We start from the raw sequence: 22,274 nt of genomic DNA on the forward strand, positions 1-22,274 counted from the left end.
CTGGCCCCATCCATTCGTTCTGTGTGGTCTATTATTCTTTTATTGCTTTATCCAATTCTTCTGAAGCTTTTTCATAGGTTGCATTGGCCTTTTGATCCATTTCAGCTCCTACATCACTAGGGTTTGCTTCACCTTTATCGAACTTTACATTCATTTCGGCTATCATATTGAGTGCTTCCGTATATCCAGGATGAGCTTTAAGAGGATCTACGGTACCATCAGGGATCAGCTTGATGATCTCTTTCATCTCTTCAGGTACAGCTTCGTCGCTTAAGTACGCATCCCAGATTTCTTCATCATTGATGAGTGGAATACTTCTTGCTACAGGGACTCCTGCATCTTTCCGGTCGAACCATCCTTCTTTAGAGAAAGTCAGCCATTTTAAAAATTCATAGGAAGCTTCCTTATGTTTCGAACTCTTTGAAATGCCGACATAATCCGCAACCAATGGTACTCTGTGACCATCAACGCCTGGAACCGGGAGGACTGTCCAATTGAATTTGTTGTTATCTGTATTGCCTTTCAATCCCCATGTCCCGTCATAACGGATTCCGACTTTTCCAAGTGTCCACGGGTCCTTGTCCTTCCCGTACCACTTATCTCTTTCCTCTTGTTTATAAACAGTAGGACTGACTTTATCCTCATTCCACAGCGTTTGGATATAATTCTGGGAATCTACATATGCCGCAGAACTGAAGTTGTATTGCTCGCCATCCCAGGTGCCCCATTCTAGTGAATTATCAAATTGAACAGGCAGTACTTCACGGAATCCTCTAGGATTTAAAAAGCCGAATTGATGTTCATTGTAGTTGGTCAACTGTACTGACGCCTTCCTCAAATCATCTAGTGTCCAGCTGCTGTCAGGTACAGGAACATTTTCTTTTTCAAACAAGTCTGTATTAAGGAGCATTACGATAGCATGCATTGAATGAGGCATTGCGTATTGATGACCATCATAATTTGCGGTTTTGAGAACACTTTCAAAGGTATTCTCAGGATTGTAGTCTTCATCTTTTTCTAAGTAAGGGGTTAAGTCTTCCAACCACCCATTTGTTATAGCGGTCGGTACGCCGAATGTCCATAAAACATCCGGAAGTTTTCCTGCTGCAGCTGCAGCTGAGAGCTTTTCGTTCCAAGGCCATCCGAGCGACTTATCTTGTTTCAAATCAATATTCGGATGTGCTTTCTCGAATGCTTTGATGACTTGATCGACTTCCTTACTGTCTTGCCAAGTACCGTAAGTGATTGTTACCTTCTCACCAGAATCAGATGCCTTTTCTTCAGATTCGGAATCTTTGTTTTTCGATTCTGAACTTGCTCCTTCATTGTTCGAGCAACCTGCCAGACCTGCAGTAAGAATTAGCAAAACGACTAGTAAACATTGAAATAACGGTTTTACCTTCAATCTAATCCCTCACTTTGTGTTTTTTTCATTAGGCTCTGTGATTCTATATGTTGTTTCAGCGAAATCCACCTTTCCGATGGCGTTCCGCAATAATAAGAGCCTTTCATGACTAAACTAGTGCGATCCAACTTTGAAAATATTAAAAACGGTCGCTCCCCCTTTCAACCTGTGAATGATTTGGCTATAAACTTGACTGCTACATACATTGAAACGTATCGATAAAAACGTATATTTTTACCCTTTCATATTCGTGCTGGAAAACACTTTCTAAAAGGGAAAAATAACAATGCATATTATTCGTTTCATTCCAGAGAAAAACCAGGCTTATATGTAGGTTCATCGCAGTATGTAAATGCCTTGTCCGATTGAGATATCGGCATACTTTCTCCAGAACAAACGACAAGGTGAAAATGTTAGTATTCTATCAAACGAAACGACTTAGTTTTGGATTGTTGCTTCTGATGTCCCAATCCAAAAATCGCCAATTTTCTACATCACTATTTCGCCTCGTCGTCGAAACGTTTCGATAATCTTATATAAAAAATTACCATGAAAGCCTTTTCAGTTCAAGAGTTTTTTGAAAATTTTCTAAATTATTAATTCGACAATTTTTGTAATGTCCTGTCTTTTATAGACAATATAGGGCTTTTACAGTTTTTAAAGAAATGAAAAACTAAGGGTTGAATGAAAGTCGGACCTTATTCGGAAAGCACATGGAGGATATCGAGAGTTCTTGTCTGAATACAGCCTTTATTGGGGCAGCCAAAGAACTTTTACACCTCTCTCCTGTCCCATTTCAGCACTTTTTGGGACAGGCAAAGGGATTTTTCATGCTCTCCTGTCCCATTTCAGCATGATCGAAATAAAAATCACACCTTCCCCTCAACAGCGAATCCAAGTAAACCTCATCAGTAATGAATAGGAAGCTTACGGATCGCCAGCCGAAAGGGACTGAATTTTGTAGAAATCAACAAAACTAACATACTTTCTTTAAAAAGGGTTGAACTCTACAACGATTTGTTGTACAGTTAATAAAATTTAAAAATTCTGTTTCTTATCCAGAGAGGTAGAGGGAATGGCCCGATGACACCTCAGCAACCTTCAATGTGCAAACATTGAAAAGGTGCTAATTCCATACAAGTGGATTCACTTGTAAAGATAAGAAGAACGACCGTGCATTTTAAAGTCTTCTTCTTATAAGAAGGCTTTTTTCTTTTTATAAGTGCAACTATTGGCTTCAGCCTACGCCTAAGGCTTGGCCTCGCCTAGTTTTCTTTATCTGGATCAGCAGGACTCGAAAAAAACAACAATGTCAGCGAGGGATTCAAATGGGAATTTTAGATGACTTGAAGCAAGATAAAATCTTGATTGGTGATGGCGCGATGGGGACGCTCCTCCATTCGTACGGCTCTGACTGGTGTTTTGAAGAATTGAACTTATCACATTCAGATCAAATCTTTAATATCCACCGGGCATATATCGAAGCAGGAGCAAATATCATCCAAACGAATACATACGCGGCCAATTATATTAAACTCGAACGCTATGGTCTACAGGATCAAGTAAAGGAAATCAATACAGCCGCTGTCCGGTTGGCCAAAAAAGCTGCCGGAGATCACGCATATGTGGTCGGTACAATCGGGGGAATCCGTGGTATCAAGCCCCACACGATCACCATGGATGAAATCAAGCGAACGTTCCGTGAGCAATTGTACTGTCTCCTTTCAGAGGACCTTGATGGTATTTTACTAGAAACGTTCTATGATTTAGAAGAATTGGAAACAGTCCTGTCAATCGCCCGAAAAGAGACGGCACTTCCGATCATTGCACAAGTGTCATTGGAAGAGACCGGTTATATGCAAAATCGTACAAACATTACAGAAGCGTTTACCAGGCTTGAATCACAAGGTGCAGATATCATCGGCATCAATTGCCGGCTCGGTCCTTATCACATGCTTTCAACATTGGAAGAAGTACCGCTCCCAAAGCAGGCATATTTGTCCGCCTATCCGAACGCAAGTCTTCCGTCGTATGTGGATGGAAAGCTGCACTATGAGAGTGATGCTGACTATTTTAAAGAGTGTGCCCGTTCTTTCAGAGAACAAGGGATTCGATTGTTGGGCGGATGCTGCGGTACGACGCCTGCCCATATAGAGGCGTTCTCGAATGAACTTGAATCTGTACCGCCTATAAAAGAAAAAGAGGTCAAAAAACGGCAGACACCCCAGGCTGCTGTTCAATCTGTAGACCCAGGACCTCCTCCCCTTCATGAAAAAATAAAAAAAGAACAATCGATCATTGTTGAATTGGATCCACCCAGAAAACTCGATACCACCCGCTATATGGAAGGTGCCAAAGCGCTTAAAGATGCAGGTATCGACGCGATAACTCTTGCTGATAACTCGCTGGCATCCCCGAGGATCTGCAACACTGCCGTCGGTTCCATCGTCAAGGAACAGATCGGTCTCCGTCCCCTCATCCACATCACTTGTCGGGATCGGAACTTGATCGGCCTGCAATCTCACATCATGGGACTTCACACGCTCGGAATCCGAGACGTACTTGCGGTTACCGGGGATCCAACGAAGGTAGGCGATTTTCCCGGTGCTTCTTCTGTGTATGATGTAACCTCGTTCGAGCTGATCAAAATCATTAAACAGTTCAACCAGGGGATTTCGTTATCAGGAAAAGAACTTGATCAAAGAACGAATTTTTCTGTCGGGGCTGCGTTTAACCCAAATGTCCGTTACATCGATAAAGCTGTCGAGCGATTGGAAAAGAAAGTAGAGTGCGGAGCAGATTATTTCATCAGCCAGCCCGTCTTTTCTAAGGAAAAACTGCTGGAGATCCACGAAGCTGTCAAACATTTGGATGTTCCAATATATATCGGAATCATGCCGCTTACAAGCAGTAAGAACGCGGATTTCCTCCATCATGAAGTGCCTGGTATCAAGCTATCATCAGAGGTTCGAGAACGTATGGCGAAATACAAGGATGATCGTAAACGCGCAAGTCAGGAGGGCGTCGACATCGCCAAATCCCTTCTCGATACCGCAATCGGATTATTCAACGGCATTTACCTTGTCACGCCGTTCATGCGATACTCAATGACAGTAGAGCTTGCCCGTTACGCACGTGACCATCATCTTAACCAGTCATCTAGGAGGCTACAAAATGTCTAATCAACAATTTGAACAACAATTGAATAAAAGAATCCTGATCATGGATGGTGCGATGGGGACGATGCTGCAACAAGCCCAGTTGACCCCTGACGATTTTGGCGGGGAATTTTATGATGGATGCAATGAATACTTGAACATCACTGCGCCAGACCTGATCGAATCCATCCACACGACCTATCTCGAAGCCGGTGCAGATATCATCGAAACAAATACATTCGGAGGCACACGTCTCGTGTTGGATGAATACGAACTCGGATACAGGGCCTATGAAATCAATAAAACAGGAGCTGAAATCGCCAAAAAGGCTGCCCGGAAAGTGTCAACTCCAGAACGGCCGAGGTTCGTAGCTGGAGCTCTTGGACCGACTACGAAAACGCTAAGTGTCACAGGTGGAACGACCTTTGACGAACTGACGGATTCATACGCTGAACAAGCGAGAGGACTTTTAGATGGAGATGTTGACCTGCTTCTTCTCGAGACGAGTCAGGATATGCTTAACGTAAAAGCTGGTTTTTCAGGCATCCGGAAAGCTTTTGAGGAAACGGGCCGAACCGTTCCATTGATCGTTTCCGGTACGATCGAGCCGATGGGGACTACCCTTGCTGGCCAGACGATCGAATCGTTCTATATCTCGCTGAAACATATGAACCCGATCGCTGTCGGCTTGAACTGCGCCACCGGACCAGAATTCATGCAGGATCATGTACGTGCTCTCGCCGATCTATCGACGTCAGCAATCAGCTGTTATCCGAACGCCGGATTGCCTGATGAAGAAGGACAATATCATGAAACACCAGAATCCCTGGCGACGAAGCTTGCCGGATTTGCTGAAAAAGGATGGCTGAATATCGTAGGTGGATGTTGCGGAACGACACCGGAACATATCAAAGCGATCGCCAAAAAACTTGCTGGTTACAAACCGCGTGAACTTCCTGAAAAAGAACTTCACATGGTCTCCGGAATCGAGCCGTTTTTATATGATAGTCCTGATCTACGTCCGATCATGGTCGGTGAAAGGACGAACGTAATCGGTTCAAGGAAATTCAAACGGTTGATTGCTGAAAAGAAGTTTGAAGAGGCTGCAGAGATTGCCAGAGCTCAAGTAAAACGAGGCGCGCATGTCATCGATATCTGTCTCGCGGATCCGGACAGCGATGAACAGGCGGATATGGAGGCCTTCATCCAAGAAGTCGTCAAAAAGATCAAGGTCCCTCTTGTCATTGATTCCACAGACGAAGATGTCATCGAAACCGCTCTGAAGTATTCCCAGGGTAAATCCATCATCAATTCGATCAACCTGGAAGATGGTGAAGAGCGATTCGAAGTGATCGTCCCCCTCCTTCATCAATACGGCGGTGCGGTCGTCGTCGGTACGATAGATGAAGAAGGCATGGGTGTGACGGTCGAACGAAAACTGGAGATTGCCAAACGCTCTTATGACCTTCTTGTCAACAAGTATGGACTTTCTCCAACCGACATCATCTTTGATCCGCTGGTATTTCCGGTCGGTACAGGTGACGAACAATATATTGGTTCAGCTAACGAGACCGTTGAGGGAATCCGCCTCATCAAGGAACGATTCCCTGAAAGTCTGACGATTCTAGGAGTAAGTAATGTCTCATTCGGCCTTCCCCCTGTCGGCCGGGAAGTATTGAATGCAGTGTATCTCTATCATTGCACCCAGGCTGGACTGGATTATGCGATCGTCAATACAGAAAAGCTCGAACGTTTCGCCTCGATCCCGCAGGAAGAGATCCAGATGGCGGAAGATCTGATTTTCCGAACGACAGATGACGTGCTTGCTAAATTCACTGAATTTTATAGAGGGAAAAAGAAAGAAGTCAAATCACTGCTTCCGAAAATGACGCTCGAAGAACGGATTGCGTATTATGTCGTCGAAGGTACGAAAGAAGGTCTGATCCCGGATCTCGAAAAAGCGCTGAAAAAATACGATAAGCCTTTAGACATCATTAATGGTCCCTTGATGGATGGGATGAAGGAAGTCGGCCGGCTGTTCAACAACAATCAACTCATCGTAGCCGAGGTTCTTCAAAGCGCGGAAGTGATGAAAGCCTCCGTCGCTTTTTTAGAGCCCTATATGGAAAAGAACGATACCAGGTCGTCAAAAGGGAAGATCATTTTGGCGACAGTCAAGGGCGATGTGCACGATATCGGTAAAAACCTGGTAGACATCATCCTCAGTAACAACGGCTTTGATGTCGTCGATTTAGGAATCAAAGTGACTCCTGCGGATTTGATCGAAGCTGTAAGAAAGGAAAAGCCTGATATTATCGGTCTTTCGGGTCTCTTGGTTAAATCCGCACAGCAGATGGTCATCACCGCTAGCGACATGCAACAAGCCGACATTTCAACACCGATTATGGTTGGCGGCGCTGCGTTATCAAGGAAATTCACCGATACGAAAATTTCGAACGGATACGAAGGCCTTGTTTTGTATGCAAAAGACGCAATGACCGGTCTCTCACTAGCGAATCAAATCCAAACACCAGCCGGATTCCAGGAGCTTATCGGTGCCCATGAAGAAAAGAAAAGGAGCTCCGCTGAACCAGTTCTTCAATCAGATTCAGGAGGGGGCGCCGGAGTCGCCGTCAAAGTCCGTTCCAAGGTCTCACGGGATGTCCAGGTTTTCATTCCAAGGGATACGAAACGACACGTTTTGAAGAATCATTCAATCTCGCATATCGAACCTTATATCAACTGGCAGATGCTATTGGGACACCATCTTGGAGTCAAAGGCAAGGTTTCGAGACTGCTAGAAGAAAAGGATGAAAAAGCGCTCAATGTCAAATCGGTGGTCGATCAACTCCTTCTCAAGGCAAAAGTAGAAGGCCTGATCCAACCAGCTGCTGTCTATCAATTTTTTCCTGCTCAGGCGGATGATGAAAAGGTCTTGATCTATGACCCGGACGATCATACGAGAGTCATTGAACAATTCGAGTTTCCTAGGCAGCCAAAAGAACCGCATTTATGTCTGGCTGATTATTTGAAAACGAAAGACAGCGGACTTATGGACTATGTTTGCTTCTTTTCGGTGACTGCAGGAAGAGGGATCCGTCAGCTTGCCACCCAGATGAAAGAAGAAGGACGATACCTGGAAAGCCACGCGCTCCAAGCCCTTGCACTCGAAACGGCGGAAGGATTCGCGGAACTCACCCATCAGCAGATCCGCGACCAGTGGGGCTTCCCGGATTCAGTTGATTTTACGATGAGAGAACGCTTTTCCGCCCGCTACCAGGGACAACGCTTCTCCTTCGGCTATCCTGCCTGTCCGGAATTGGAAGATCAGGAGAAGTTGTTCAAGCTCATCGAACCAGAAGAAATCGGCATCGAATTGACCGATGGCTATATGATGGAGCCCGAAGCTTCCGTGTCCGCGATCGTATTCGCACATCCAGAAGCACGCTATTTCAACGTCATGAATGGTGATTGATTGTATAGTAAAAGATGATCCCAGCCGCAGCATTTGGTTGGGATCATCTTCTTTTTAATGGCTGTTTTCGGAAACGTTGTTGCTCTTGAAAGTCGTTGATTTCCGCTCCAGGATGCTCGCTTTCCGCGGGGCGTGCGGTGAGCCCACTCGTCGCCTTGCGACATTGAATGGTCTCACCTGTCCCGCTGATCCCGCAGGAGTCTCGCACCTTGCTCTCCAATCAACTTGCACAAGGTGAGTTTTTAAAAATGACCCAAAAGCAACAATCTTTTAGAAAAGAGCCTTTTTACTTAAAGAAAGTATAAATACTTTCTTCAATATAAGAGTAACTAAGGTTCAGCTTGCGCTAAGAATTGACTTTGCTCAGTTTTCTTTAGCTGAGTCTATTAATGATTCAGTGTTCATAGATCATTTTTCTTGTCATACCGCCATCGATGACGAGGTTGGCACCGGTCACGAAGTCGTTCTTTTCATCAGTTAAATAGAGACAGGCACGCGCAATATCCTCCGGTTTTCCGACACGCTTGGACAGATGCTGTTCATGATCGATTTCTCTGAGCTCTTCATACTTTCCGGTTTCAATCCAGCCTGGAGATATCGCATTGACGGTAATCTTGTCTGCTGAAAAAGATGCCGAAAGCGCGTGGGTGATCGAGAGGATTCCCCCTTTAGAAGCTGCATAAGCTTCCGAGTTCGGCTCTGACATACTTGCTCTGGTGGATGCGATATTGACGATCGCTCCACCTTCTTCATTTTCACGCATATGTTTAGCTGCCTCACGAGAACAGAGGAATACGCTTCTCAAATTGGTATTGAGGATATCGTCCCACTCGGCTACTGTAAGTTCATATGGTGATTTGAATTCTGAAATGCCCGCATTATTGATGAGAATATCGATCGGACCAACCTCGCTCTTCGTCTGGTTGATAAGGCTGATGATATCGGTTTCGTTCCGTACATCTGTTTTGAGGAAATAAGCTTCGCTACCTTGCATGGTGATTTCATCGATCACGTCTTTTCCTTCCGTTTCATCAAGATCCGCGAGAACCACCTTTGCCCCGTTCCTCGCATATTCCTTTGCGATCGTTCTTCCGATTCCATTCGCTGCACCCGTTACGATAACCACCTTGTTCTGGAATGACACGATAGATGCTCCTCTCTAGACAATCTATCAATCAATGTACCCCTTTCAGGTGGGATTCAATCTGTTCACTTTCAACAACAATCTGTTCACTTCATCAATATAGAAAAATCCCGCCATCAGAGGCGGGATTCAACCTTTTATCTATTCAACATCCTGGCGTTTCTGAATTCTTTTTATATCCTGCGTCAATTGCGTCTTTTTCTTTTAAAAAGAAGACACGGTATTCGATCGGGATGCTTTCCCATTTTTCCGGGTCAACGTATTGCTTCGTTTCGAAATGCCCGACATGTTTATTCGGACCGCCACGCTTGTTGAAACGGAACTCGTAAGGAAGTTCATCGATCGGCCGGTCAGGATTCCACAGTCCCCTGCCCGCTTCTTTCGCTCGAACGACAGCATCCCCATATTCTTCGAAGTTGTCCAAATTCGGATAGATGAAATAAGGCACTGCCATTCCGATCTCAATCATTTCTTTATTGATGTTCTGTTCTTTTTTCAAGACAATTGCAAGCAGGCGTCCATATTGATCGAAGGCTTCATCCCCGACACGAATCGATATGTCCTCTCCCTCAGGCAAAAGATTTTGAAGCTGCCTCGTCGCTTCTTCTGCATAATATCCTTGCGAATCTCCCTGATAATTCGTTTCTGGGGTGTCGATTGAAACAAAGCGGACTTTCGTCGTACCTAATACAGCTTTTCCTAAGTGAATGGTGTCGCCATCGACTACTTTTTTTACTGTGGATGAAAATTGGCGTGAGTGGGAAGGAGATTCTTGCTGAGCGTCGGATTTTGAGATGTCTGTTTCAGAGGTGACATGCATTTCTTGCTGGTGATCTTCATCCAGTTTTCCGTGTACGTCAAACCATTTACCTGGCTCGAGATCATCAAGTTTCTTTTTCGACTTCACGAGGATTCCATTCATGTCCTCATCAATAAAAGGATAGTTGTACCCATCATCAAGCGGCTCATCGGGTTTTCCGGCAAGGTATCCTTTGACAGTGACATCTTGTCCTTTCAAATCGCCTTTGTCATTTCTGGTCAAATCAGCAATTCTCACTTCAAGATTACTTGTCAATCAACTCACCCTCTTTCACTGGATTACCTTCATTTTAAATCATCGCAACAAAATTAACCTCCATTTTCCATAAAATGAGTCTTAGTGCACATTTATCCGATTTTCTCCTTAACTTGATTGACCTGGTTATTCCCTTGCTATTTAATAATGACTAACCAATCTATCTGAAATGAGGGTGAATTTGTGAAAAAAACGTACAGTATCGTCTTCTCTATACTGCTGATCGCTGCCCTTGCCGCACTTGACAACCGCCCAGCCAAAGCAATAAGTGATTCGGGATTTTTGCTTGAAGAAGGACCGCCTCCACCTGGAGCGAATGATCCAAACTGCCGACCTAGCGCAGCGCATCCAAAACCAGTCGTACTCGTTCCTGGAACCTTTGAAACAATGGAACGGAACTTCATCAATCTTTCCCCGGCGTTAAAAGAAAAAGGCTATTGCGTATTCGCTTTGAACTATGGGTTCAGTACTGCGGGTCCTTCAACCGGTCCGATCGAAGAGTCAGCTGAAGAGCTCAAAACCTTAGTTGAAAAAGTACTCGATCTGACTGGAGCTGAAAAAGTATCGATTGTCGGGCATAGTCAGGGCGGAATGATGCCGCGTTATTTTATGAAGTTCCTTGGCGGGGCTGAAAAAGTCGAGGATCTGATTGGTCTTGTTCCATCCAACCATGGTACGGATGGTGTTGCCGGCTTCAGGGAACTGACGGAAACTGGGTCAGATCTCAGTTCTTGTACCGCTTGCCAACAACAGCTGCAAGGATCGAATTTTTTAACGAATCTGAACATGGATGACGAAACCCCTGGAGTTGCCTCTTACACGGTAGTTACAACGAGAAATGACGAAGTGGTCGTGCCATATTCTTCAGCATTCTTAAAGGGCACGGCTGATCAGGTAAGCAACATCACCATCCAGGATCATTACCCATACGACCAGGTCGAGCATCAATTTATTGCTCAAGATCCCCTGGCCTTCAACTTTGTCTTTGATGCACTCGAACACGACGGACCTGCTGATCCTGAAAGAGCAATCGCAACCTATGAATAAGGGCCTCTAACACCTTCTCCTTATAGAAAAGCTTTGTTAAAGCCATCTCGGACAAGCATCCAAGCCATGCTTGTCCTTTTTTCATAGGATAGGATGAGGTGAAGAAATGAAGAAAATAATCTTATTTGCAGATACAGGTATAGATGATGCAATTGCATTGATTTATGCGGTGAAAAATCCAGAAGTAGATTTGATCGGAGTCGTCAGTGGTTACGGGAACATCGATCGTGAAAAAGCATATCGGAATATCGAGTATTTGCTCGAGCTTGCCGGTCGTACTGATCTCCCAGTCATTGCCGGTGTGACACGTCCCCTGAGCGGTGAAGATCCCGTCTTTTTTCCCGATATCCATGGTTCAGAAGGTCTTGGCCCGATTGATCCCCCGATTCCTGAAGAACGATATGCGAATCGGACAAATTTCAGCAAGCTGTTCCGTTTGATCAAAGAAAATCCGAAAGAGGTTACGATTGTGAATGTGGGACGATGCACTTCACTAGCTATCGCCCATTATTTAAGTCCTGAAGTGATGGAGGATGTTAAGGAAACCTATTTGATGGGCGGAGCATTCCACGTTCCAGGCAACGCAACCGAGGTAGCGGAAGCCAACTTCTTTGGTGACCCCATCGCGGCGGATTTCATTACCCAGAACGTCAAGAACCTTACGATCATTCCGTTAAATGTGACGAGGGACGCGATTCTCACTCCAGAAGAAGTCAATTTCATCGATTCCCGTGCAGATTCCGCTTTAGAAGAACTCATCAAACCGATCTTAGACTTCTATTACGAGGTATATCAGCAACTTGAACCAGGTATTGAGGGTACACCGCAGCATGATTTGGCTGCCTTGATGGCTGCCCTTGAAATCGAGGGGTTGTTCCAATACAGGAGACGGGAAGTCAGTGTTGAAGATGCAGGTGAATATACGAGCGGTGAAAGTGTTGCAGATTTCCGTCCAGGAACGAGAAACTGTTTCGGTCCAGGCTGTTCACGCATCGCGCTCAGAATCAATGAAGAGGTTTTCGTCTCGAATGTCCTTGAAATTTTGACGAACCATCGATAGTCTTCTTTAGAAATTGCATTTATAACTTATACTAATAAAATTGGCTGTCCTATTTAGGGGACAGCCATCATTCATTTCTATTCCATTGTCCGGTTGTTTTCATCTACTTTAAAAAGGTGATCCGGTTCTGGTCTGTCTCCAGAGACGAAAATACCGTCTCCACCACAAACCGTGCAGCTATATTGCCAGTTTTCATCATCAGCCAAAAGTCCGCTGCCATCACACGCTTTACAAACTTGGTTCCGATCAACCATGGATCTCATTCCTTCCTTAGGTGCATTCGATTAGTGTTGTCGATCCCTCTCCCAGTTGATCAGTCCGCCTTTCAACATGATGTCTACTTGACGATCTGATAAGGTATGGACAACTTGGATTTCTTTCTGTTTTTCTTTTAAAATCACTGTCAATTCTTTCCCCTGTTTAAGCTGTACCCTCAAGTTCTTCAGTTGGATGATATCGTCTTCTTCCAACAGCTCATAATCTGCTTCATTCTTGAACGTTAGCGGTAAGACGCCAAAGTTCACGAGGTTTTGCCAGTGGATCCTCGCAAAGTCCTTGACCAACGCGACACGTAATCCGAGGAACCTTGGTGCAAGAGCAGCGTGCTCCCTGCTTGATCCCTGACCATAGTTGAAGCCGCCGACAATCGCATGGCCGCCTACCTTTTGGATTTCCATCGCACGATCATAATAGGTTTCATCAATGATCTCGAAGGTGAACTTACTGATTTCCGGCAGGTTGCTTCGGTATGGAAGGACACGGGCGCCTCCGGCTAAAATTTCATCCGTCGAGATGTTATCTTTCATTTTCAACAAGATCGGTAATTCCAATTCATTTGGCAATTCATCCATTTCAGGGATCGAAGCGATATTCGGTCCTTTTACAAGCTCAATCTTCTTAGCTTCCTCTGGTGCAAGCGGCTTATTCAGTAATGCATCATCAACCGTTGGATGGTCAGGGTCCTTCACTTTCGGATACGTTATATCCAATGTCCTTGGATCGGTGATTTTTCCTGTCAATGCTGAAGCTGCTGCTGTTTCTGGACTACATAAGAACACACTGTCTTCTCTCGTTCCGGAACGCCCAGGGAAATTACGAGGTGTCGTCCGTAAACTGTTCCGCCCTGTTGCAGGTGCCTGCCCCATTCCGATACATCCGTTACAACCCGCTTGATGCAATCGTCCCCCTGCAGTAAGAAGGCTACCGATATGTCCATCATCGACAAGGTCAGTCAACATTTGTCTGGACGTCGGGTTGATATCGAAGGAAACGCCATCTGCAACCCTCCTGCCTTTCATCATTTCAGCAACTATCGCAAAATCTCGATACCCTGGATTTGCAGAAGATCCGATATAGGATTGATAAATCGGTTCTCCAGCCACTTCCCGAACAGGGACGACGTTACCAGGGCTTGATGGTTTGGCGATCATCGGCTCAAGCTCTGATAGATCGATTTCTTCATGCAGATCATATGTTGCATCTTTATCGGCGACGATTTCTACCCAGTCATTCTCTCGGTTTTGGCTTTTTAAAAAACGCTTCACTTCATCATCGGATGGAAAAACGGTCGTGGTTGCCCCGAGTTCTGCACCCATGTTAGCGATGACATGACGATCCATTGAGCTCAAGTCTTCTAGCCCCGGACCATAATACTCGATGATTTTACCAACACCGCCTTTTACATCATAACGGCGCAGCAATTCGAGAATGACATCCTTAGCACTCACCCATTCTGGGAGTTTTCCAGTCAATTTGATGCCCCAGATTTGAGGCATTTTGATATAGATCGGTTCTCCAGCAATCGCCATCGCGACATCAATTCCACCAGCACCCATGGCAAGCATACCCATACAGCCATTGGCACACGTATGAGAGTCCGAGCCTAATAACGTTTTACCAGGGATAGCGAGCCGTTGCATATGAACCGGATGACTGACACCGTTTCCTGGACGGCTGTAATACAAACCGAAACGCTTAGTGGCACTTTGTAAAAACAAATGGTCATCCGGATTTTTGCTATCCTCCTGGATGATATTATGATCGACATATTGCGCAGAAACTTCTGTTTTTGCCCGATCAAGTTTCATAGCTTCCAGTTCCAGCATTACCATCGTACCGGTCGCATCCTGGGTAAGGGTCTGGTCGATTTTCAAACCGATTTCGTTACCAGGCGTCATTTCACCTGAAATCAAATGGTCCTTGATTAATTTTTGGGAAACATTCAAAGCCAATTTTTCTCCCCCCGATCGAAGTTTTAAGGTCAACTGTTCCATATGTACCTAAACGTTAAGTTCTGTTGTTTTTGCGTAAATTATTCATTTCACAGAACATTGACCCTTCTTACAGGTGCATTACCCCACTTAATTCCATTTCAACCTTTCATTTTCCATATGAATGGCGTATTTTCATTGTCCGTGAAGAAAATAGGATGGATAACTACAGCCCGTTAAATTGGCTTTGCAAACTATGATTGATTTTAAAGAGAAATTCACGACACTCCTGCCGGAAAGCGAGCCAGGCAATACCCCACTTTTAAAAGGATCTTCGACTAACAACCACCACGTCCTGCGCCAACGGTCACTCAGCGCAAAACTGCAAAGTTGGATTTTAACTCCGTGGTCTTGTGGTGAACGTCGAAGTCAACACATCCTGTGTAAGTTCGTGAAGAGGCTTTCGGGTCGCCTGCGGAAAGGGAGTGAATTTCGCAGAAATCAACCCAAAAGCTTTCCATAAAGAAAACTTGGCTTAGCCAGCCTTAGCGCTGGCTGAGCTTAGTTACCCTTATATTGAAGAAAGTATTTATACTTTCTTTAAATGCTATAAAACCACCCTTTTTGTGAGGATGGTTTTGATTCATCAGGTTTTCAATCGTGGTTTTGTCGGATCGCATTTGGGCTGGGAAAGCTGTGATACCTCAGCCAGTTTCGTCAGATAATAGCACTCTTCCCTCATCATATGATCAGCCATCAATGGCGCAAAGGTACCTAACGCTTTTTTGCTCAATCCCATTTCCTCGATTTCTTTAAGGAAATTCATGAATAGCTTCATTTCAAGTGAAATATCATCGTTGAATTTCTCCAATGCAGGAAACGTAGACAGATTGGTACGAAGGAATCCTGCCAGTTCAACAGCCTTCAGATAGAACGATTCAAAGTCTTTCGTGAAGTCATCACTTTTCTCTTTGATTTTCTTTTCAATCCGATCCATGTTATCAGAGATAGCACCCGCATGGCCTGCCGCATCCAACAGCCAGATTAAATGGTGATGGACTTCATGCAGTGTAGGTGGCATTTCTCCTTTTTTCAAATAAGGTAAAATTCGCAAATACTCTTCCAATTCATTGACCATATGGTTCAGGAACGTCGGCCCTAAACCAATTTTGATTTTTCCGACCAGATGGCGTTTGATGAGATCCAGTTTGAATTGTCTAAGCTTTTTGCCTTCCTCTTCCGCTTTTTTGCTGAGTTCAACCATATCCCCGTTTTTTACTTGGCTTAATAGTTGATCGAAGGTTCTAATGAATTGATTCGCCTGAGCAATTTCCTTCGTCTGTCCCGGTGCAAGCGAGTCATGGATGAAACGGGCGTGATCACCAAGGATCTGTAACCAGAATCCATGTTCAAACCTCGCTGTATTTGTATAATCAGCCATGGAGTACCCTCCCTTTCGTTCTCATACAATCATATCTAAAGAAGTGGGATTTTATGACTCGAAAAGGTAGGAATGCCGTGGTTTCTAATTTAACGGACACCAGCGCCGTTATTTGTGACAAAAAGGGATGTTTCAAATAATTAGCGGACATCAGCGCCGTTATTCGTCTCAAAATCCTTTGATTATGAGCGAATTTCCCAAAATAAGGTCTCTGATGTCCGTTACGGTAATAAAACGCGGGGTTATCCTCTAAATAAGGGCTCCTGTGTCCGGTAAATCATCGCAGAAGGAAAAAAGTCAAACAAAAAAGACCTCAGCTTAATGCCGAAGCCTTACCCTTCTTATGCTATCTTGTCAATGCTGAAATTTTTTTGTCTCGCTCCAGTTTTTCATCTTCAGAAACCAAATCATATTTTTTCAGTAAATGAAACATCTCGTTGAGTTCTTCTTGAGTAGGGTTGCCTTGGAGAAAATTCAAGCTGCTCCTGTATAATTCAACCGGTACATAATCAGATTGAGATTTCAATTTCTTTTCTACATCCTCTAATGTATGGTCAATATTGCATGCCATAAGCATCCTCCTTTCTCACAATCCTTCACCTGACTCTTCTAGTTAAACATGTTTAGCAGAGCTGTTCAAAGTATTAGATTAAATAGGAAAAAACGCCCTACTGGACGTTTTGATCGTCTTAACCTTTCTGAAGCACTGATATATCTCGAGATTGCACCGATATCCCTCTTACGGCTCTTTCTCTCCCGCTTCTAATGAGGGTTGCGCTGAGATATGTTTAAATATAAAGAAAAGAGCTGTCCCAAAAGTGTCTGAGTCTCTCCGAACTGAACAACATTTTGAGATAAATCATGGTAATGATCCAAAATGTTGTGTTGGAGGTGTCTGACACTTTTCAATTAGGACAGCCCTCTTAACTGAAATTAATAAGGTTTGGTTGCATTCTCGATTTCATCAAGATGCATAAGTTTTTGCAGTGGTTTGGAAATCAGGAGTAGAACTACACCTAGTACGACTGCTGAAAGTCCGAGATACATGAAAATCTCAAGATAACCGAATTTCGTTGTAAGTGATGCGATATAACCTGCGACATAGTTTGCTGCAGCATTACTCAAGAACCAAACACCCATTAATAAAGATGCGATTTTGATCGGTGCCATCTTACTTACAAGTGACAATCCAATTGGTGATAAGGCTAATTCACCAAGCGTATGAAGCAAGTAAGTCACGATCATGAACATCATTGATACCTTGATCGGATCCGCTTCATTGCTTCCAGACATCATGACTGCCGGTACCATAACCATGAAACCTGCTCCAAGTAAAATCAGACCAAATGCCATTTTAGTCGGAATTGCAAAGTCACCGCGTTTCGTTCTCGATAGCTTAAGCCAAATAGCCGAAACGATAGGTGCCAACAACAGGATGAATAATGGATTCAATGATTGGAAGAAGGATACTGGTACTTCATATCCAAAAATCGTACGGTCAACAAAGTCACGTGTATAAAGCGTGAACGATGCACCTGCTTGTTCAAAGCCTGCCCAGAACATGACAGTGAAACATGCCAAAATCAAGATGACTGCTGTACGTTGTTTCTCCTGTCGAGATAAAGGCTTTGGTTTTACCGTTTCATCAAGTGAAGGTTTCGCTTTTGCAGCTGCCGGCTTCGTTCCGATATCACCGAGGTATTTTTTCGATAACGAATTGAACGTTACTTGTCCGATGATCATCCCGATTGAAGATGCCAGGAACGCATATTTGAATCCGAATACTTCAACTCCGCCTGTATTCGAGTAGAACCAGTTTGCATAGATAAAACCTGCAACTAGTGGCGAAATGAATGCACCAAGGTTGATTCCCATATAGAAGATGGTGAATGCTGAATCCTTCCTTGGATCATTTTTAGAATACAATTCACCTACCAGGGTAGAAATATTCGGCTTGAAAAATCCGTTACCGATAATCAATAATATTAAACCTAAATATAAGCCCCATTCAGACTGGATGGCGAACAAGGAAAAATCCCCAAGCGCCATTGTGATCCCACCAATGGTGATTGCTGTCCTGAGACCCATCAGTTTATCTGTAAGATACCCTCCAATAAGAGGTGTGAAATAAACTAATCCAGTATAAAGTCCGTATAGCATCAGGGCAGACTCATTGTCCATCCCTAATCCGCCACTGAATAATTCAGCGGTTAAGTAAAGTACGAGAATCGAACGCATCCCATAAAAACTGTAACGCTCCCACATCTCAGTAATGAATAATAAAAATAGACCTTTCGGATGCTTTTGCTTCTTTTTCGTTGCAGCTTCCGAATTTTCGTTGATTGTATTTTCCATGATGTCCCTCCTAAGCTGTTCGATCTAGCTAATTTTTCCAATCAACTTTATGATTCTATAAGTTTTTCGAAATGATATGGATGAAAGTGGGAGTAAGTAAAAAAGTAAAAATTTATAGAAAAGTCCGTTATTTTGTCGAAAAACTGACAAATCAATCGTTGAATTTCAATGTTGTAAACAATGGTAGATGATCGGAGGCTTTCTTATTTTCTTTGATCACCTTCGCATCTATTACCTCAAAAAATCCATTCGTAAAAATATAATCCAGTTTCATCCGTGGCCTTTTAGAAGGGTAGGTGTGACCATCCTTTTTATCGCCATGCTGTTCGAACCACGTATCATTCAACTGCTCTGTCACCGATCGCCAGCTGCTTGAATAGGGCTTCATGTTCCAATCACCCATGAGAATCGCAGGTCTATTCTTTTTCGTTACATGGGCTACGATGAATTCAGTTTGTCTTCCATGCAGAAAAGGTGCAAGACTTAAATGAGTCGTATATACAGCCACAGCTTTGGACCCAACCTCAATCAGAACTTCCAATAAGGCGCGATCTTCAACGATACCTGGCAAGAAGTCGAATGGATGGTTTGTCGATTTCAAAATAGGAAAACGTGTCAGAATCGCGCTACCATATTGTCGGCATTTATCTTCCCGTTCCGATTTCATTGTAATTGCAGGCCCAAATACATATTCCATTTCAAGCGCACCGGCAATCGTTTCTGACTGATCCATGAATTCGCTTCTTTTCGAAAACTGCTTATCTACTTCATTAAGGCCGATTATGTCTGCATCAGAATCCATCAACACTTTAATGATTCGTTGTAAATCAAGTTTCTTATCAGTTCCTTTACCATGGCGGATATTAAAGGTCATTATTTTCAATTCCACAGAAAATCCCCCGTTCAGCTTATTAAATCCATTTATTTAGAGAGAATAAGAACGATGTACATAATAGCTTGGTCAATTTTGTGGAATTCACTCCCTTTCCGCGGGTGAACCGCAAGCTTCGCCCCTATCCTGGCTAAAACCAAGTTGCGTAAACCCGTTAACGGACACAGGAGACCTTATTTGACCTAAATAATGGAGTTTCACAAACCTAACGGACACCAGGGACCTTATTTCAGAGAACCTGGTCATAACCATAGGATTTTGAGACAAATAACGGCTCTGATGTCCGTTAAAATTCAGAAACACCAATTTTACACACAAATAACGGCTCTGGTGTCCGTTACGGGTGCTCGCTCTTGCCTCTGTCACTTTTCAAGCAGGAGTGTCGTGAATTTCTCTTCAATCAAACTATAGCTAAAACGATAAAGGATGGTACTCAATGTCGAATACACCAAGTGAAAAATCCCAAGGAAAACCTGTGATCATGATCATGGTTGATACATTAATGGATGAAACGTTACAAAAAGCTCTTGAAAACAATCAGGCACCTGCATTCAAATTTTTCATGGATAAAGGCCAGTACTTTCCTAAGCTTGTCTGTCCCTTTCCAACAATGTCCGTCACCGTAGATACCACCTTGCTGACCGGAACTTATCCGGACAAGCATCAACTTCCAGGGTTAGTATGGTTCAACAAACAAGAAAACCGGCTTATCAACTATGGAAGTTCATTTCAGGAATACCTTAAGCTCGGTCTTCATCAGTCCCTTGAAGATCTATTTTTCAATATGAACAACAAACACATTAGTCAACAGGTCCGCACCATCCATGAGGAACTGGGAGATCAAGAACAGTTGTCAACGTCAATCAATGCACTAATTTTCAGAGGGAAAAAGGACCATTATTATACGTTCCCAACGCTTATGAAATGGCTGACAGGTATGAAGACAGAAATGGCAGTGAAAGCACCCGATGGATTTACGTATGGAAGGTTCTCGAAATACACACCATTAACACAGCATCAGCACTTTTGGCAAAGGTTCGGTTTCAATAACACGTTTTCTTCCCAGGAACTGATCCGCTTGATTAAAAAGGACAAGCTTCCACCGTATACAATCGTATATTTACCTGATTTGGACAAATGGATTCATAAGCATGGACGAATGTATACAAAAGGAATCGAAAAAGTGGATCGACAATTGCAGAAAGTTTTGAACTCGTTTGACTCATGGGAAGATGCCTTAGAAAAATACAGTTGGGTCATACTGGGTGATAATGGCCAAGCATGGATTGATGATGATAAACAAAAAGCTCTGGTTGATTTGCAGCAGACTTTTCAAGATTATAAAGTGATGAAGTTGAAAAAAGGTGTCTTGGCGGATGATCAACTCGTACTTGGTGTGAATGAAAGGATGACCTTCATTTACACGCTTGATCCAAATAAACTTCCAATCTCCGACCTTGTCCCTCTTCTTGAAAAAGATGAACGAATCGACATGATTGCCTGGAAAGCTGAAAACTGGGTCGAGGTGAGATCGGGTGTTCAAAAAGGACAGCTGAAATTCCAGCCTGAAGGGGATTACACAGATGAATACGGGCAAACATGGTCAGTCGAAGGTGATTTCGCATTATTGGACATTTCCAAAAGGGAAAACGACCTTGAGTACGGCGACTATCCTGACGTATTCGCTCGTATCCATAGCAGTCTGAATTCTCACGAAGGCGATTACCTTATTACAAGCGTGAAACCAGGTTATGAATTCAAAGGGGAAAGCTCACCGACCCATGTGGGAGGAGCTAGCCATGGCGGTTTGCATGCACAGGACTCCTACATTCCGATGATTGTTACTGGGACGAGTTCCTGTCCAAGCTATTTACGGACGGTGGACTTGAAAGAATGGGTTTTATCACTGATCTCAAAAGGATGACGTCGACGTATATCCCGATGGATCAAAACACATAGTAGTACTGTTGATATCTAAAGGAGGTGGCACAATGGACGCTCGCCGCGCACAAGAAATCACTTCATCCCCTGAGATGGTTGAGGTAACCTACAATGGACAGAATGTGTACATCGAACACGTGGACCAATCGAATGGAACAGCTACGATCCATCCTCTTGATAATCCAAACAGCAAAGAAAGTGTTCCTGTTGACAGCTTAATGGAGCAATAAGCATTAACCTCCACCATCGAGTGGGGGTTTATTGATTTTCATCCTTTTCCATTTTTTAGGTAAAGTTTGAAAGAAGATAGAAAGGGTACTATAATAATACTAAAGGAGGAGAATCATCATGTAGTTTATAAAGATGACAGGATGTAAGCTAAAAGACCTCATGTTTGCAAACCGTACCCGAGTCCCGCAATTCCTGGATTATGTCATTGAAAAAAGCTAAACAGGAATGAAAGGAGGATGAACATGAACTACAAAAATATCCTGATTCCGATTGATGGTTCTGATGGCAGTAAGAAAGCAATAAAAACCGGTGCCGAGATTGCAAAAATGGCAGACGGTGACTTGACTCTGGTTTATGTTGATGAAGATTTAGCCCTTGCCCCATATGGTGTTGGCCATACACTAAGCGGAGATAATACGGCGATCTTACGCGATAGCCTGAGAGAAGTCGACACAAGTGTGGAACGGAACGAAAAAGTATTAAGAGAAGCCAAAGATTATGCGGAGCCTTTTTATAATCATGTAAAAATTGAATTGCTTGCAGGAGAACCAGCGAGAGCAATCTGTGAGTATGCATCAGACAAGCAGGTTGATTTGATTGTGATTGGAAGCCGTGGTTTAAGCGGGCTGAAAAAATGGGTGCTTGGAAGCGTCAGTCAGAAGGTCGTATCTGAGGCAGACTGCTCTGTACTTGTAGCGAAATGACCTTCTTGCAAAAAATGAGGCTGACCGCAGTCCCCCCAACACAACATTTTGAATCAAAAAGGGACTGTCCTAAAAGGTCAGAGTGACTATGACACTTTTGAGACAGCCCTTTTAAGTATGGAGAGATTCAGAGAAT

The 22,274-nt window shown here is 43.7% G+C and carries 18 protein-coding genes and 1 riboswitch; of the genes, 8 read left to right on the forward strand and 10 right to left on the reverse strand.

Going from position 1 to position 22,274, the window contains the following annotated elements; genetic code table 11:
• Positions 1-31: 31 nt before the first annotated feature.
• Positions 32-1,366, reverse strand: coding sequence for an ABC transporter substrate-binding protein (locus ACTWQL_RS02660; RefSeq protein ID WP_443140876.1), 1,335 nt, complete (start codon positions 1,364-1,366; stop codon positions 32-34).
• Between the two features lie 1,090 nt (positions 1,367-2,456).
• A riboswitch (SAM riboswitch) is annotated at positions 2,457-2,570 on the forward strand.
• A 163-nt stretch (positions 2,571-2,733) separates the two neighbouring features.
• Here ACTWQL_RS02660 and ACTWQL_RS02665 point away from each other — a divergent pair.
• Together ACTWQL_RS02665 and metH are read left to right on the forward strand one after the other, a co-directional pair.
• Complete coding sequence (locus ACTWQL_RS02665) at positions 2,734-4,587, forward strand: bifunctional homocysteine S-methyltransferase/methylenetetrahydrofolate reductase (RefSeq protein WP_443140877.1); 1,854 nt, start codon at positions 2,734-2,736, stop codon at positions 4,585-4,587.
• A complete protein-coding gene (metH, locus tag ACTWQL_RS02670) occupies positions 4,580-8,038 on the forward strand; it encodes a methionine synthase (RefSeq protein WP_443140878.1) in 3,459 nt (1,152 codons plus the stop codon). Before ACTWQL_RS02665 ends, metH begins: the two co-directional genes overlap by 8 nt.
• On the opposite strand, the gene ACTWQL_RS02675 is transcribed toward metH, so the two are convergent.
• On the reverse strand, positions 8,011-8,202 hold the full coding sequence (locus tag ACTWQL_RS02675) for a hypothetical protein (RefSeq protein WP_443140879.1): 192 nt from the start codon (positions 8,200-8,202) through the stop codon (positions 8,011-8,013). The two genes, metH and ACTWQL_RS02675, sit on opposite strands and share 28 nt — an antisense overlap.
• Before the next feature lie 3 nt (positions 8,203-8,205).
• Here ACTWQL_RS02675 and ACTWQL_RS02680 point away from each other — a divergent pair, with 3 nt between their 5' ends.
• Entirely contained in the window at positions 8,206-8,343 is a 138-nt protein-coding gene (locus tag ACTWQL_RS02680; protein WP_443140880.1) for a hypothetical protein, read from the forward strand.
• An 89-nt stretch (positions 8,344-8,432) separates the two neighbouring features.
• Here the strand turns inward: ACTWQL_RS02680 and ACTWQL_RS02685 are convergent, their stop codons facing one another.
• Both ACTWQL_RS02685 and ACTWQL_RS02690 read right to left on the reverse strand, forming a co-directional pair.
• On the reverse strand, positions 8,433-9,182 hold the full coding sequence (locus tag ACTWQL_RS02685; protein ID WP_443140881.1) for an SDR family NAD(P)-dependent oxidoreductase: 750 nt from the start codon (positions 9,180-9,182) through the stop codon (positions 8,433-8,435).
• Positions 9,183-9,327: 145 nt separating this feature from the next.
• Positions 9,328-10,257 carry a thermonuclease family protein gene (locus tag ACTWQL_RS02690; protein ID WP_443140882.1) on the reverse strand — a complete coding sequence of 310 codons (930 nt, stop codon included), beginning with the start codon at positions 10,255-10,257 and terminating at the stop codon, positions 9,328-9,330.
• Positions 10,258-10,440: 183 nt separating this feature from the next.
• On the opposite strand from ACTWQL_RS02690, the gene ACTWQL_RS02695 reads away from it, so the two are divergent.
• Positions 10,441-11,304, forward strand: a complete 864-nt coding sequence (locus ACTWQL_RS02695) for an esterase/lipase family protein (RefSeq protein ID WP_443140883.1) — start codon at positions 10,441-10,443, stop codon at positions 11,302-11,304.
• Between the two features lie 106 nt (positions 11,305-11,410).
• Complete coding sequence (locus tag ACTWQL_RS02700) at positions 11,411-12,364, forward strand: nucleoside hydrolase (RefSeq protein WP_443140884.1); 954 nt, start codon at positions 11,411-11,413, stop codon at positions 12,362-12,364.
• A gap of 77 nt (positions 12,365-12,441) precedes the next feature.
• On the opposite strand, the gene ACTWQL_RS02705 is transcribed toward ACTWQL_RS02700, so the two are convergent.
• The 6 genes from ACTWQL_RS02705 to ACTWQL_RS02730 all read right to left on the reverse strand — a co-directional run bounded on the left by ACTWQL_RS02705 (position 12,442) and on the right by ACTWQL_RS02730 (position 19,259).
• The gene (locus ACTWQL_RS02705; RefSeq protein WP_443140885.1) at positions 12,442-12,618 is read right to left on the reverse strand and encodes a hypothetical protein; all 177 of its coding nucleotides are present in this window, start codon (positions 12,616-12,618) and stop codon (positions 12,442-12,444) included.
• A 30-nt stretch (positions 12,619-12,648) separates the two neighbouring features.
• Positions 12,649-14,595 (reverse strand): aconitate hydratase, encoded by a 1,947-nt coding sequence (locus tag ACTWQL_RS02710; protein ID WP_443140886.1) that lies wholly within the window; start codon positions 14,593-14,595, stop codon positions 12,649-12,651.
• A gap of 625 nt (positions 14,596-15,220) precedes the next feature.
• On the reverse strand, positions 15,221-16,015 hold the full coding sequence (locus ACTWQL_RS02715; RefSeq protein ID WP_443140887.1) for a DUF2935 domain-containing protein: 795 nt from the start codon (positions 16,013-16,015) through the stop codon (positions 15,221-15,223).
• A gap of 346 nt (positions 16,016-16,361) precedes the next feature.
• Positions 16,362-16,586, reverse strand: a complete 225-nt coding sequence (locus ACTWQL_RS02720; protein ID WP_443140888.1) for a hypothetical protein — start codon at positions 16,584-16,586, stop codon at positions 16,362-16,364.
• Between the two features lie 362 nt (positions 16,587-16,948).
• Complete coding sequence (locus tag ACTWQL_RS02725; protein ID WP_443140889.1) at positions 16,949-18,370, reverse strand: peptide MFS transporter; 1,422 nt, start codon at positions 18,368-18,370, stop codon at positions 16,949-16,951.
• Between the two features lie 151 nt (positions 18,371-18,521).
• The gene (locus tag ACTWQL_RS02730; RefSeq protein WP_443140890.1) at positions 18,522-19,259 is read right to left on the reverse strand and encodes an endonuclease/exonuclease/phosphatase family protein; all 738 of its coding nucleotides are present in this window, start codon (positions 19,257-19,259) and stop codon (positions 18,522-18,524) included.
• 439 nt (positions 19,260-19,698) lie between these two features.
• On the opposite strand from ACTWQL_RS02730, the gene ACTWQL_RS02735 reads away from it, so the two are divergent.
• The 3 genes from ACTWQL_RS02735 (at position 19,699) to ACTWQL_RS02745 (ending at position 22,138) form a co-directional block, all read left to right on the forward strand.
• On the forward strand, positions 19,699-21,186 hold the full coding sequence (locus ACTWQL_RS02735) for an alkaline phosphatase family protein (protein ID WP_443140891.1): 1,488 nt from the start codon (positions 19,699-19,701) through the stop codon (positions 21,184-21,186).
• Positions 21,187-21,253: 67 nt separating this feature from the next.
• On the forward strand, positions 21,254-21,433 hold the full coding sequence (locus ACTWQL_RS02740) for a small acid-soluble spore protein H (protein ID WP_221566833.1): 180 nt from the start codon (positions 21,254-21,256) through the stop codon (positions 21,431-21,433).
• Between the two features lie 243 nt (positions 21,434-21,676).
• Complete coding sequence (locus tag ACTWQL_RS02745) at positions 21,677-22,138, forward strand: universal stress protein (protein WP_443140892.1); 462 nt, start codon at positions 21,677-21,679, stop codon at positions 22,136-22,138.
• Positions 22,139-22,274 lie beyond the last annotated feature (136 nt).

This window comes from Pseudalkalibacillus sp. R45, from assembly GCF_052246725.1.
GTDB lineage: Bacteria > Bacillota > Bacilli > Bacillales > Fictibacillaceae > Pseudalkalibacillus.